The 13,223-nt window shown below is 54.0% G+C and carries 10 protein-coding genes and 1 pseudogene; 2 read left to right on the top strand and 9 right to left on the bottom strand.

Going from position 1 to position 13,223, the window contains the following annotated elements; genetic code table 11:
• The 8 genes and pseudogenes from mafB to dusB all read right to left on the bottom strand — a co-directional run.
• Positions 1-1,095, bottom strand: a pseudogene (gene mafB / locus Q3O12_RS04485) (polymorphic toxin MafB class 1); the annotation flags it as partial.
• A 160-nt stretch (positions 1,096-1,255) separates the two neighbouring features.
• Positions 1,256-3,859, bottom strand: a complete 2,604-nt coding sequence (gene pepN / locus Q3O12_RS04490) for an aminopeptidase N (RefSeq protein WP_301669540.1) — start codon at positions 3,857-3,859, stop codon at positions 1,256-1,258.
• A gap of 214 nt (positions 3,860-4,073) precedes the next feature.
• Positions 4,074-4,868, bottom strand: coding sequence for a 3'-5' exonuclease (locus Q3O12_RS04495; protein ID WP_301669541.1), 795 nt, complete (start codon positions 4,866-4,868; stop codon positions 4,074-4,076).
• 113 nt (positions 4,869-4,981) lie between these two features.
• Entirely contained in the window at positions 4,982-5,131 is a 150-nt protein-coding gene (locus Q3O12_RS04500) for a hypothetical protein (RefSeq protein ID WP_002213096.1), read from the bottom strand.
• Between the two features lie 484 nt (positions 5,132-5,615).
• Positions 5,616-6,485, bottom strand: coding sequence for a lipid A biosynthesis lauroyl acyltransferase (locus Q3O12_RS04505; RefSeq protein WP_301669542.1), 870 nt, complete (start codon positions 6,483-6,485; stop codon positions 5,616-5,618).
• A 50-nt stretch (positions 6,486-6,535) separates the two neighbouring features.
• On the bottom strand, positions 6,536-7,072 hold the full coding sequence (gene ruvC / locus Q3O12_RS04510; protein ID WP_301669543.1) for a crossover junction endodeoxyribonuclease RuvC: 537 nt from the start codon (positions 7,070-7,072) through the stop codon (positions 6,536-6,538).
• 2 nt (positions 7,073-7,074) lie between these two features.
• Entirely contained in the window at positions 7,075-7,314 is a 240-nt protein-coding gene (locus tag Q3O12_RS04515) for a Fis family transcriptional regulator (RefSeq protein ID WP_003711291.1), read from the bottom strand.
• 30 nt (positions 7,315-7,344) lie between these two features.
• Positions 7,345-8,355, bottom strand: coding sequence for a tRNA dihydrouridine synthase DusB (dusB, locus tag Q3O12_RS04520; RefSeq protein ID WP_301669616.1), 1,011 nt, complete (start codon positions 8,353-8,355; stop codon positions 7,345-7,347).
• 368 nt (positions 8,356-8,723) lie between these two features.
• On the opposite strand from dusB, the gene Q3O12_RS04525 reads away from it, so the two are divergent.
• Complete coding sequence (locus Q3O12_RS04525; protein ID WP_004467465.1) at positions 8,724-10,097, top strand: DEAD/DEAH box helicase; 1,374 nt, start codon at positions 8,724-8,726, stop codon at positions 10,095-10,097.
• A 178-nt stretch (positions 10,098-10,275) separates the two neighbouring features.
• Positions 10,276-11,514, top strand: coding sequence for an NAD(P)/FAD-dependent oxidoreductase (locus Q3O12_RS04530; protein ID WP_301669544.1), 1,239 nt, complete (start codon positions 10,276-10,278; stop codon positions 11,512-11,514).
• A gap of 72 nt (positions 11,515-11,586) precedes the next feature.
• Here Q3O12_RS04530 and lysS read toward each other — a convergent pair whose 3' ends face one another.
• Positions 11,587-13,098, bottom strand: a complete 1,512-nt coding sequence (gene lysS / locus Q3O12_RS04535) for a lysine--tRNA ligase (RefSeq protein WP_301669545.1) — start codon at positions 13,096-13,098, stop codon at positions 11,587-11,589.
• Positions 13,099-13,223 lie beyond the last annotated feature (125 nt).

A 13,223-nucleotide genomic window follows, 5' to 3' on the forward strand; every position in this document is an offset into this window, starting at 1 on the left:
ATGGGCGATGGCTTTGTAGCCGTCTGCCGTTTTGACCAAGGTGCTGCCGTGGAAGGAGCAGGTGTAGGATTTAGAAAAATCCCTGCTAACCGCAGCTTTCCCCGGTTTTGCCGCCTTTGCCAACTTTGCGACTTTGGCTGCTGCGGCAACGTTGAAGACGGCTTCGACGGTTTCGGCGGCATTGGGATTTTCCTGTATCCACCGGTCAACGGCTTCGCGCGTATTCTTTTCAAAGCCCGCCACGCTGCCCAAGCCGCCGATGGCGGCGAATTTGCCCTCGGCGGGCAAGGGGGCGATGTTGCGCATCGCGGCTTTGTCTATGGCATAGCCTGTTCCGTACAGTATGTCGCCTATGCCCAAGGCTTCGCCCGCGCTGATAAAGGGGTTGAGCGCGCCGGCGGCGACGCCGTTGATAAACTCCATGCTGTTGCCCCAGCGGTCGAGCTTGGCATTGTGCTCGAACATTTTTCTGTTGGCTTCATCGGCGCGGTCAGAGAAATTGCTGCCGAGATTGTTGTAGTTGTCGGATATGCGTTGCCGGATGCTGCGGGTGTCGGTCGGATTGAGTTTGATACTGCGTGCTGTGCCGTTGACGTGATAGGTGTATTCGTCTCGTGCGCTCGTAGGTTTGGGGTAATTGATGCCTTTGGGCCCGTCGTAGGCATCGGCAGGATGGTGTTCGTGTCCTTCCCAGTTGAGCCGGTACACGGTAAAGCCTTCGTCAACGTTGCCTTTTTCTTTGCTTGCGCTGTGGCCGGCGTGGTTGTCGAAGGGGGCGTGTTCTTCGTATCCGTGTCCGGAAAAGCGGACGGTGTAACCAAGATTGTCTTGGATTGCCGCCTGCTGGATGAGCAGGTTGCCCATCTGGTGGGTATAGTCTTGGATGACGTTGATTTGACCGGTGCGGTCGGAAACGCTGCCGCGCGGGTCGCCGAAGAGGTGGTATTTGCCGCCTGGTTCGAAATTTGTCCGATCGATATTCTGCCTGATGAACGGGTCTTGCGCCAATTCTGCGGCGAGGGCGGGCTGTATGAGTGCGGCCGCCGCTACGGCGCAGGCGGCAAGGAGGTTTGTCAGTCTGCGTAGCGGTTTCACGGTTTATCCTCCTTTGCGGCGTGTGTTGACGGGATATTTGTTTTGTTTTGAACGGGTTTGAGTGTAAGGGATTTTAAGATTTTGTAAACAAAAGGAGCGAAAATGCCGTCTGAAAGCCGAATATCGTTTCAGACAGCATTGTTTTTTCTGTTTGACGGCCTCAATCCAAAATCTTGCCGACGATTTCACCCACGTCTTTCGACAATCCTTCCTGCGCCCGAATGCGCTGCAATGCTTGTTTCACCAAGTTTTTGCGGTGCGGTTCGAGCTTGTTGCAGAGGTTGAACGCCTGCACTAGGCGGGCGGCGACCTGCGGGTTAAAACGGTCGATTTCGATGACTTTGTCGGCGATGAAGCGGTAGCCGCTGCCGTCTTCTGCGTGGAAATGCGGGACGTTGCGGCTGAAGCTGCCGATGAGCGAGCGGGCTTTGTTGGGGTTTTCGAGGCTGAACTTCGGATGCTGCAAGGCGGTTTGAACCTGTTGCAGGGTGTCGCTGCGGCGGCTTGAGCCGACGAGGGCGAAATATTTGTCCATCACCAGCGCGTCGTCTGAAAACTTGTCGGCAAACTGCGCCAGCAGACGGTTGCGCGTATCGCTTTCGTTACCGTTGACGGCGGACAGGATGCCCCATTCGTGGGTCATGTTTTGCGCCATTTCGCCGTATTTTTCGGCAACGGTTTCGATGTGCGCGGGGTCGGCGCGCAGGACGAAGGCGCGGCAGACATTGCGCAACGTGCGCCAGCCGGCGGCTTCGGGGCTGTACTCGTAGTTTTGGTTTTCCTGCTTCGCCGCCTGACGGTTCAATTCGTGCCATTTCGGCAGGAAGCGGACGGCGATTGTATCCAACAAGGCTTCGCGCGCCTGATGGTAGCGCAGCGGGTCGATGTTTTCCGTGCCGTCCCACAATTCGGCTTCAGACGGCACGCCCAAAAGCAGGGCTTTGAAGGCGTTGTCCAAGAGGTCGTCTGAAATGACTTTTTCGACGGCGGCAAGCAGTTTTTCATGTTTCGGCAACTCGACGCCGTCTGAAAGCGCGGCAAGGTTGGCGGCGACGGCGCGGCGGTAGAGCGTTTGGGCGGCTTCCCAGCGCGTGAAGGCGTCGCTGTCGTGGGCGAGCAGGAGCAGCAGGTCGTCGTCGCTGTACGGATAGTTCAGATGTACCGGCGCGCTGAACCCGCGCAGCAGTGAGGGAACGACGGCTTCGGTTACGCCTTCGAGCGGGAAGGTCTGTTCGGCTTCGGTCAGCAGCAACACGGCTTCGGTCGCGCGTTTGCCCTGATAATCAAATGCCACCGCTTCGCCGTTGCGGTTCAGCAGCCCGATTTTGACGGGAATCATCATCGGCTGTTTATCCGCCATATCGGGCGTGGGCGGCACGGTTTGTTTGACGGTCAACTCGAAAATATTGTTTTTCAGACGGCCTTCCGCTTCCAAAACGGGCGTGCCTGCCTGACTGTACCACAAGGCGAACTGGTCGAGATTGATGCCGTTCGCGTCCGCCATCGCCGCGCGGAAATCGTCGCAGGTCACGGCCTGGCCGTCGTGGCGTTGGAAATAGAGCTTCATGCCTTTTTGGAAGCCCTCTTCGCCGAGCAGGGTGTGATACATCCGCACCACTTCCGCGCCTTTTTCATAAACGGTCATGGTGTAGAAATTGTTCATCTCCTCATAGCTGGCGGGGCGCACCGGATGCGCCGTCGGGCCTGCGTCTTCGGGGAACTGGTGCTGGCGCAAAAGGCGGATGTTTTCGATGCGGCGTACGGCGCGGCTGGCGCGGTCGCCGGAAAATTCTTGGTCGCGGAACACGGTCAGCCCTTCCTTCAACGAAAGCTGGAACCAGTCGCGGCAGGTCACGCGGTTGCCCGTCCAGTTGTGGAAATATTCGTGTCCGACCACAGATTCGATGCCTTCGAAATCAGTATCGGTGGCGGTGCGGCTGTCGGCGAGGACGAACTTGGTGTTAAAGATGTTCAAACCCTTGTTTTCCATCGCGCCCATATTGAAATCGCCCACGGCGACGACCATGAAAATATCCAAGTCGTATTCCAAGCCGAAGCGCGTTTCGTCCCACTTTATCGCGTTTTTCAACGATTCCACGGCAAAGCCGACCTTGGGCTTGTCCGCCTCGGTGGTGTAAAACTCGATTTTGACGTTTCTGCCGCTCATGGTGGTGAAACGGTCTTCCGTGACCGCCAAATCGCCCGCGACCAAAGCAAACAGATAACTCGGTTTGGCAAACGGGTCTTCCCATTTCACCCAATGGCGGCCGTCTGAAAACCCGCCGCCGTCGATTTTGTTGCCGTTGGAAAGCAAAACGGGATAGCGTTTTTTGTCCGCGACGATGGTGGTCGTGAACTTGGACATCACATCAGGACGGTCGATGTAAAACGTGATTTTGCGGAAGCCCTCCGGCTCGCACTGGGTAAACAGATTGCCGCCGGAAGCATACAGCCCCATCAGCGATTTGTTTTCCGCCGGCAGAATTTCGGTTTCCACTTCGACGGTGAAGCGTTCGGATGGCACGCCTGCAATCGTCAGCGTCTCACCTTCCAACACATAATCCGCCGCCGCCCCGTTGATTTTGACGGACAAGAGTTTCGCCGAACCGTCCAACACCAGTGGCTCCCCCACCCTCTGCGGCTCGACCGTCAAACGGGATTTCACGACGGTTTGCGGTTCGGCAATATCGAAATGCAGGTCGGTTTCGAGGATGCGGTAGGCAGGCGTTTGGTAATCTTTCAGATAACGGACGGTTTTGCTCATTTTTTTCTTTCAATATTGTTTGGTTTGATAAGGAAAACCGGTTTCAGACGGCACGGATACAGCTTTTAAAGCGGATTAACAAAAATCAGGACAAGGCGACGAAGCCGCAGACAGTACGGATAGTATGGGCTGTACCAGTTTGAATTTAATCCACCATATGCCGTCTGAAACCGAAACGGAGGCACAAGCGCACCGCCTTCGGACAGCAGTTTTTCTATTTCCACGCTTGGACAAATTCTGCCCAATGCGGTTTATCTTCTGTTTGGACGGAAAGATAGTTTCTGATCCGCTTGATTTCCATTTCGTATTCGTCCGCGTCGAATCTTCCGCTGACCAAACAGAAACGCAGGTACATCAGATAGGTATTTACCGCATCGGTTTCGCAATAATTGCGGATTTCCTTCAGCCTGCCCGCGTGGAACGCCTCCCAGACCTTGCTGCCGTCCATACCCAATTTACCCGGAAAACCGCACAGTTTCGCCATATCGTCCAGCGGCACATTCGCCCTCGGCTGGTAAAGCGCGAGCAAATCCATCAAATCGCAGTGGCGTTGGTGATAACGGCTGATGTAGTTGTTCCACTTGAAATCGCGGCTGTCGCCGAAATCGCCGTCGCCCATATCCCAATAGCGCGCGGCGTTGATGCCGTATATCAGGGAGCGGTAATGCAGTACGGGCAGATCGAAACCGCCGCCGTTCCAACTGACCAGTTGCGGCGTATGTTTTTCAATCAATTCGAAAAATTTAGCAATGACCACTTCCTCGCCGTCATCCATCTCGCCGATGGTGCCGACATGTACTTTATCCTGCCCCCAACGCATGCAGCACGAAATCGCCACAACCTGATGAAGATGATGCTGCATAAAATCGCCGCCCGTCTGAGCACGGCGTTTTTGCTGGGCAAACAGCACCACTTCATCGTCGGGCAGCGAGGACGGCAGCTCGTACAATGTTCGGATACCCTGGACATCAGGTACGGTTTCAATATCGAAAGCCAAAATCGTGGTCATGACAGCACCTTGTATTTAAAACGGATGCGCCTATTGTGTCATTAAAAGGCGGATAAAAAAAGAGGCAACCCCCCACAGGATTGCCCCAATACCTCAAATCAGAGATTTACGCTTCACAAACAATACAGGCTTTCGCCTGCGGCTTTGCCCGCGTAGCTCAACTCTACGCCGGCAAACTTTCGTTTCACCGTTTCCGATGAAACCCCCGACCAATCGCAAGACTGACCGGAAAATCCTTTCAGACGGCATTTCCTGCCTGTCATGTAATTCCATGTAGCGAAATGTACGCCATTTTCTACGCTTTGCCAAGCATTTTTTACAATATAAATGTCAAAACATTAATTTTATAAAATTGCTGAAAATATTAGATATATGAATTTTTATTTTTTATATTTTAATAAATATAAATTTAATTTTGATTTATATTTAAATTTAAGCATAAAATGTCAAATATCAAAGTTAATATGAAAGGCATATATTAAATATTTATTTACAACGCTATGTTTTTAAAGAAAATTAATTTTAATATATTAACTAGATTGTCTGCATATATTCATGGGCTTGCGGTATTTCTTCCAAAACCTGCTTCGAATTTCCCGACCAAGTCTTAAAAATATTGTTTTTGAGATACTTAAATAGCAGCGATTATCAAATGAAATCTGTTCATATAATCTGCCATTTCGCATTTAAAAAAACAATCAGGAATTTCAACTCGAAACGCCTGATATGTTTTGTAATTTTACGTAGTCAGTAAAAATCGGGGCTGCCTTCCGGTCGAGTTTTGAAACGCTTGTGCAGCCAAAAATACTGCTCGGGATGTTCGCGCACGCGTTCCTCGATAAAGCGGTTCATACGTTGCGCGTCGGCTTTCGCGTCTTCACCCGGAAAGGATTTCCAAGCCGGGTAGAATTGCAATGTAACCGTATTGTCCGCCTCGCGGACAGGGATGGCGGGTATCACTTTTGCATTTGCAAGCGCGGCAATGCGGCTCAATCCGGTAATCGTTGCCGTCTGAATACCGAAAAAATCCACAAAAACCGAATCGTTGCGTCCGAAATCCTGATCGGGCAGATACAGAAACGGCGCGCTGCTTTTGCGGAACTGTTTGACGAGGGCGCGCAGCCCTTCGGTGCGCCCGATGAGGAAGACGTTGTGATAGCGGTTGCGGCCTTTCAAAATCTGTTCGTCCAATATCTTGTTTTTTTGGTGGGAATACATACTGATCAGCGGTACATCCTGATTAAGCGCGTACACCGCCATCTCGAACGCGGTAAAGTGCGGGTACAGGATAATGACTTTTTCCCCTGCCGCCAGAGCGTCGTCCAAATAATGTTTGTTGCGGTAGCGCACCAGTGATTTCAAACGCCCGGCGGGCGCGTACCAATATAAACCGTATTCCAACATCAGTTTCGCCATATGTTTGAAATGCTGTTTCAACACGGTTTTACGCTTTTTTCCGTCCCACTCGGGAAAGCATTTTGCCAAATTGATTTCGCCGATACGGCGGCGGGGTTTGACCAAAAGGTAGGCGAGCAAGCCTGTCAGATCAGCAAGTTTGTGCAGCAGCGCAAACGGCAGAAACTGCAAAACATACAGTACAAAAAATATAAATTTCATCTCGATACACATTTTCTTTTCAGGCGGCAAAATACAAATGCCGTCTGAAACTATTGAAACCTGCCGCGCTTGACCTGCATCCCCGAAGGATTGAGTTTGGCGGCAAGCCCGTGGTTGCGTAAGGCGTGGGTCAGCGCGACGGCAAGACCATCCGCCGCATCCGCCTGCGGCGTTCCCGATAAGCCGAGCATCTGCACCACCATATGCTGCACCTGTTCTTTCGCTGCCTTACCCTTGCCGACCACCGCCTGTTTGACCTGCAAGGCGGTGTATTCCGAAACGGGCAGCTTATGGCTGACCAATGCCGCCAATGCCGCGCCCCTAGCCTGCCCCAGCATCAGCGTCGATGCCGGATTGACGTTGACGAACACCTGTTCCACCGCCGCCTGTTGCGGCTTGTAAACGGCAACGACTTCGCCGATATGCCGCACAATCACGGCAATCCTGTCTGCCAGAGGCGCATCGGCAGGCGTTTTGATGCAGCCGGAGGCGACGTAAGAATGATCGCGCCCCCTGACATCGATGATGCCGAAACCCGTTACACGGCTGCCCGGGTCGATGCCCAAGATACGGACGCTTGCAGCCATATTCACAACAAACCGTGTTGAATCAGCTTCTTACGCAGGGTATTGCGGTTCAGCCCCAGCATCACGGATGCTTTGGACTGGTTGCCGCCGCATTGCCCCATCACGCACACCAGCAGCGGTTTTTCCACCTGATGCAAGACCATATCGTACACGCCGCAAGGTTCGGTACCGTTCAGATCTTTGAAATATTGTTCCAAATTTTGTCTGATACATTGGGAAATATCGGGAAGGGTATGGGGCATAATCGCGCTTTCAAAAGGATAATCGGGTGTTCAGACGGCATTTTGGCGGTAGGCGCACGCCCAACCGTCGGTTTTTTCGGCAACTCTTTCAAGATAACCGGCAAGTGTGTCGTATTGCGCCGCCGCACTGTCCAATCGGTTGATGTCGCGGCGCGTCTGCTCGCCGTCGGGCATTTCGCCGATGTACCAGCCTATGTGTTTGCGTGCGATGCGCACACCGGCGGTCTCACCATAAAACGCGTGCATGGCGCGGATGTGGTTCAAAATAGTGGCGGTGCATTCTGCCAAACTCAAGGCAGGCGGCAAAACACCGTGTTCGGCATAATGTTTCAAATCGCGGAAGAACCACGGCCTGCCTTGCGCGCCGCGCCCTATCATGATGCCGTCTGCGGCGGTTTGTTTGAGGACGGTTTGGGCTTTTTGCGGCGAGGTAATGTCGCCGTTGACCCAGACCGGGATGTTCAGACGGCATTTGGTTTCGGCGATGAGTTCGTAACGCGCTTCGCCTTTGTACATTTGCGTACGCGTGCGTCCGTGGACGGCAAGGGCGGCGATGCCGCAATCTTCGGCGATTTTGGCGATAACGGGCAGGTTTTTGTGGTCGTCGTGCCAGCCCAAACGGGTTTTGAGGGTAACGGGTACACCCGCCGCTTTGACCACCGCCTCCAAAATGGCGGCAACCAGCGGCTCGTTCTGCATCAGCGCGCTGCCGGCTTGGACGTTGCACACTTTCTTGGCGGGACAGCCCATATTGATGTCGATAAGCTGCGCCCCGAGGCTGACGTTGTAACGCGCGGCATCAGCCATCTGCTGCGGATCGCTGCCGGCAATCTGCACGGCAACGATGCCGCCTTCATCGGCAAAATCGCTGCGGTGCAGGGTCTTTTTGGTATTTCTGAGCGTCGGGTCGCTGGTCAGCATTTCGCACACCGCCCAACCTGCGCCAAACGCCCGGCAAAGGCGGCGGAACGGCTTGTCGGTAATGCCTGCCATCGGCGCAAGTGCGATGGGGTTGTCGATAAAATAGCCGCCGATGTGCATAATGGGTCCGCGTTCCAAAAAAGTGCGACATTGTACATTTTTTAAGCAAAATTTCCAATCTCTGCCTGCATCCGCGATTGGGGCAGACACCGTTTTATGGCATAATCCGCACACAGATTCCCTGCCCCGCCACTTACAGGAAGGCAGTTTATAGTGGATTAACAAAAACCAGTACGGCGTTGCCTCGCCTTAGCTCAAAGAGAACGATTCTCTAAGGTGCTGAAGTACCTTAGAGAATCGGTTCCGTACTATTTGTACTGTCTGCGGCTTCGTCGCCTTGTCCTGATTTTTGTTAATCCACTATACTTTCCCCATCCTATCAGTTTCCCGCTTCAGACGGCATAAGGTCTGAAAGAAAGACTACAATTATGAGCAACCCATTTTCCTCTTTAGGCCTGGGTACGGAACTGGTTTCCGCACTCGCGCTTCAAGGCTATGAAACCCCGACCCCCATTCAGGCCGCAGCCATTCCGAAGGCGCTGGCCGGACACGACCTGCTTGCCGCCGCCCAAACCGGCACGGGCAAAACCGCCGCCTTTATGCTGCCCTCGCTCGAACGCCTCAAACGTTACGCCACCGCCAGCACCTCGCCCGCGATGCACCCCGTGCGTATGCTCGTCCTCACCCCCACGCGCGAACTTGCCGACCAAATCGACCAAAACGTGCAGGGCTACATTAAAAATCTGCCGCTGCGGCATACCGTCTTGTTCGGCGGTATGAATATGGACAAACAGACCGCCGATTTGCGCGCCGGCTGCGAAATCGTCGTCGCCACCGTCGGACGGCTGCTCGACCACGTGAAACAGAAAAACATCCATTTGAACAAAGTCGAAATCGTCGTTTTGGACGAAGCCGACCGTATGCTGGATATGGGTTTTATCGACGACATCCGCAAAATCATGCAGATGCTGCCCCGCCAACGCCAAACCCTGCTCTTTTCCGCCACCTTCTCCGCCCCGATACGCAAACTGGCGCAAGACTTCATGAACGCGCCCGAAACCGTCGAAGTCGCCGCGCAAAACACCACCAACGCCAACGTCGAGCAGCACATCATCGCCGTCGATACCTTCCAAAAGCGCAACCTGCTCGAACGGCTGATTGTCGATCTGCATATGAACCAGGTTATCGTCTTTTGCAAAACCAAACAAAGCGTCGACCGCGTAACGCGCGAACTGGTGCGCCGCAACCTGTCCGCACAGGCGATACACGGCGACCGTTCCCAACAAAGCCGGCTCGAAACGCTCAACGCCTTCAAAGACGGCAGCCTGCGCGTCCTCGTCGCCACCGACATCGCCGCGCGGGGGCTGGACATTGCCGAACTGCCCTTCGTCATCAATTACGAAATGCCCGCCCAGCCCGAAGACTACGTCCACCGCATCGGGCGCACGGGGCGCGCGGGCGCGGACGGCGTGGCGATTTCCCTGATGGACGAATCCGAACAGAAAATGTTTGAAGCCATTAAAGAACTGACCGGCAACAAGCTGCTCATCGAACGCATCGAAGGCTTTGAGCCCCGATGGTGGGAACAGGAAGGCTCAAAACCGGAAAAAACCGAAACAAGCGAACCGAGACAACGCAACCGCTACGAATCCGCCAAAGCGCAACGCGAAAAAAACACCCGGCCGGAAAATGCGGCAAACGATGCGGGCGCGGCCTGCGGAAAAATTGCCGGACGCAGCCGCCGAAGCCGCCGGGAACACCGGACGTGCGCCCTGCTCCAACCGCGTTACGGCGTAAAATAGTCCTGAAAATCAAATGCCGTCTGAACATTCCCGTTTCAGACGGCATTTTTCAAACCGGACTGACGCATTGGGCGCAACCGCCCATACCGGATAAATTTCTTCCGCAAACAGTTTCAGACGGCATTTGCTGTCTGTACAATATCATTTCCTTTTCCACTCAAACCATCAGGATTTCCCAATGTCCACCCAATTCGATGTCGCCGTAATCGGCGCAGGTCCGGCAGGCTCGGTCGCATCCGCCCTGCTCCGCAAAAAAGGTTATCAAGTCTGCGTGTTGGAAAAACAGCACTTTCCGCGCTTCGTCATCGGCGAAAGCCTGCTGCCGCACTGTATGGAAATGCTGGAAGAAGCCGGATTTACCGATGCCGTGCGCGCCGAGCCCGGCTTTCAGTTGAAAAACGGCGCGGCGTTTTCGTGGGGCAGCCGTTATACCGAATTTGATTTTACCGATAAATTTTCAGACGGCCCCGGCACGACTTATCAAGTGCGCCGCGCCGTGTTCGACAAAATCCTAATTAACGAAGCCGCCAAACAAGGCGTTGAAGTACGTTTCGGGCACGGCGTAACCGCGTTCGACAACAGCGGCGATTTTGCCCGCTTGAACATCGAAACCGACACCGGCGAGAGCTATGAACTGACCGCGAAATTCGTCTTGGACGCAAGCGGTTACGGACGCGTGCTGCCGCGCCTGCTGGATTTGGAAACGCCCTCGCACCTGCCGCCGCGCCAAGCGCATTTCACGCACATCGACGACAACATCACCAACCCGAAATTCGACCGCAACAAAATCCTGATTACCACCCATCCGCAACACCGCGACGTGTGGATTTGGCTGATTCCCTTCGGCGACAACCGCTGTTCCGTCGGCGTGGTCGGCACGCCCGACAAACTTGTCGGCGAATCGGAAACGGTGTTGAAAAAATTTGTTTACGAATGCCCGATGCTGAATGAAATTCTGGATAAAGCCGTTTGGGAAAACGATTTTCCGTTCCGCTCCATCCAAGGCTATTCCGCCAACGTCAAATCGCTGCACGGCAGGCATTTCGCGCTGTTGGGCAATGCTGCCGAGTTCCTCGATCCCGTGTTCTCGTCGGGCGTAACCATCGCGCTGCACTCCGCCAAACTGGCTGCCGATTTATTGGCGAAGCAGCTTGAAGGCGGCACGGCGGATTGGGATACTGAGTTTGCCGAACCCTTGATGATCGGCGTGGACACATTCCGCACCTATGTGGACGGCTGGTACGATTTCCGCTTCCAAAACGTCGTGTACGCGCCCGACCGCAGCCCGGAAATCAGCCGTATGCTTTCTTCGATTTTGGCAGGCTACGCGTGGGATACCGAAAACCCGTTCGTGGCGAAATCCGAACAACGCCTGTCGGCCTTGTCCGAATGGGTCGGTCAGTTGGAAAGCGAATAAATCCTGCCATACAAAATGCCGTCTGAATCCAATCGGGTTCAGACGGCATTTCTATTTCAACTGTTTTTATGATTACTCGGGACGCATCTGCGGAAACAGAATCACGTCGCGGATGGTTTGCGAATCGGTCAGCAGCATCACCAGGCGGTCGATGCCGATACCGCAACCGCCGGTCGGCGGCAAACCGAATTCCATCGCGCGGATGTAGTCGGCATCGTAGTGCATCGCTTCGTCGTCGCCCGCGTCTTTTTGCGCCACTTGCGCTTTGAAGCGTTCGGCTTGGTCTTCCGGATCGTTCAACTCGGAATAGCCGTTTGCCAGCTCGCGGCCGACAACGAACAATTCGAAACGTTCGGTCAGACCTTGTTTGGTATCGGAAGCGCGTGCCAACGGGGAAACCTCAACCGGGTAATCGACGATAAAGGTCGGGTTCCACAATTTGCCCTCGGCACAACCTTCAAACAGGGAGAGTTGCAGGCTGCCGATGCCGGGAGACGGCGGCAGGCTTTCGCCGTGTTTGACGATTTCTTTTTTCAGCCATTCCGCATCGTTCAACTGCTCGTCGGTGTAGTGCGGATTGTATTTTTTGATGGCTTCGAGGATGGTCAGACGCTCGAACGGGCTTTCCAAATCGACTTCTTTGCCGTTGTAAGTGATGTTTGCCGTACCGTTTATCGTGCGCGATGCGTTGCGGATGATGTCTTCCGCCATCTGCATCATACGTTCGTAATCGGAGAAGGCTTCGTAAAATTCAATCATCGTAAATTCGGGGTTGTGGCGCACGGACATACCTTCGTTGCGGAAGCTGCGGTTGATCTCGAACACGCGTTCCAAACCGCCGACCACCAGGCGTTTCAGATACAGCTCGGGCGCGATACGCAGGTAGAGCGGGATGTCCAAAGCATTGTGATGGGTAACGAAGGGTTTCGCCGTCGCGCCGCCGGGAATCGGGTGCATCATCGGGGTTTCGACTTCGAGATAATGCTCGCCCACCATAAAATTACGCACGGACTGGATGATTTGGCTGCGTTTGATAAAGGTATTGCGCGATTCTTCGTTGGCAATCAAATCAACGTAGCGTTGGCGGTATTTGGTTTCCTGATCGCTCAAGCCTTTGTGTTTGTCGGGCAGCGGGCGCAGGGATTTGGACAGCAGGCGGATGTCGGACACGCGCACGGTCAATTCGCCGTGGTTGGTTTTGAACAAAGTACCTTCCGCGCCGACGATATCGCCCAAGTCCCAATGGTTGAAATCGTCCAAAACTTCCTGACTCACGCCTTTGTTGTTCAGATAAAGCTGGATTTGACCGGTAACGTCTTGAATGGTGGCGAAGCTGGCTTTGCCCATTTGACGTTTGAGCATCATGCGGCCGGCAATTTTGACGGGAATGCCTTGCGGGTCGAGTTCTTCTTTGCCGATTTCGCCGTATTGGGCGTGCAAATCGGCGGCAAAGCTGTCGCGTTTGAAATCGTTAGGGTAGGCGTTGCGCTGTTGGCGGATGTTGTGCAGTTTTTCACGGCGCAGGGCGATGATTTGGTTTTCGTCCAACTGCGGCTCGGTTTGCGGATGGTTTTGTTCGCTCATAGGGTTTTCCGAAAAAATAAATCAGGCGCAGTCTGTTTCAGACGACCTGATTGAATCACAAAATTTGCGCATATTTTACGCGATGTCGGTGTTTTTTTCTAGGAAAGGGCAATGCCGTCTGAAAA

It is taken from the genome of Neisseria benedictiae, from assembly GCF_958267435.1.
Classification (GTDB): Bacteria; Pseudomonadota; Gammaproteobacteria; order Burkholderiales; family Neisseriaceae; genus Neisseria; species Neisseria bergeri.

Coding starts and splice junctions, on each gene's coding strand:
- pepN (WP_301669540.1), bottom strand. CDS start 3,859: ATGAGCAAAACCGTCCGTTATCTGAAAGATTACCAAACGCCTGCCTAC.
- Q3O12_RS04495 (WP_301669541.1), bottom strand. CDS start 4,868: ATGACCACGATTTTGGCTTTCGATATTGAAACCGTACCTGATGTCCAG.
- Q3O12_RS04500 (WP_002213096.1), bottom strand. CDS start 5,131: ATGACAGGCAGGAAATGCCGTCTGAAAGGATTTTCCGGTCAGTCTTGC.
- Q3O12_RS04505 (WP_301669542.1), bottom strand. CDS start 6,485: ATGAAATTTATATTTTTTGTACTGTATGTTTTGCAGTTTCTGCCGTTT.
- ruvC (WP_301669543.1), bottom strand. CDS start 7,072: ATGGCTGCAAGCGTCCGTATCTTGGGCATCGACCCGGGCAGCCGTGTA.
- Q3O12_RS04515 (WP_003711291.1), bottom strand. CDS start 7,314: ATGCCCCATACCCTTCCCGATATTTCCCAATGTATCAGACAAAATTTG.
- dusB (WP_301669616.1), bottom strand. CDS start 8,355: ATGCACATCGGCGGCTATTTTATCGACAACCCCATCGCACTTGCGCCG.
- Q3O12_RS04525 (WP_004467465.1), top strand. CDS start 8,724: ATGAGCAACCCATTTTCCTCTTTAGGCCTGGGTACGGAACTGGTTTCC.
- Q3O12_RS04530 (WP_301669544.1), top strand. CDS start 10,276: ATGTCCACCCAATTCGATGTCGCCGTAATCGGCGCAGGTCCGGCAGGC.
- lysS (WP_301669545.1), bottom strand. CDS start 13,098: ATGAGCGAACAAAACCATCCGCAAACCGAGCCGCAGTTGGACGAAAAC.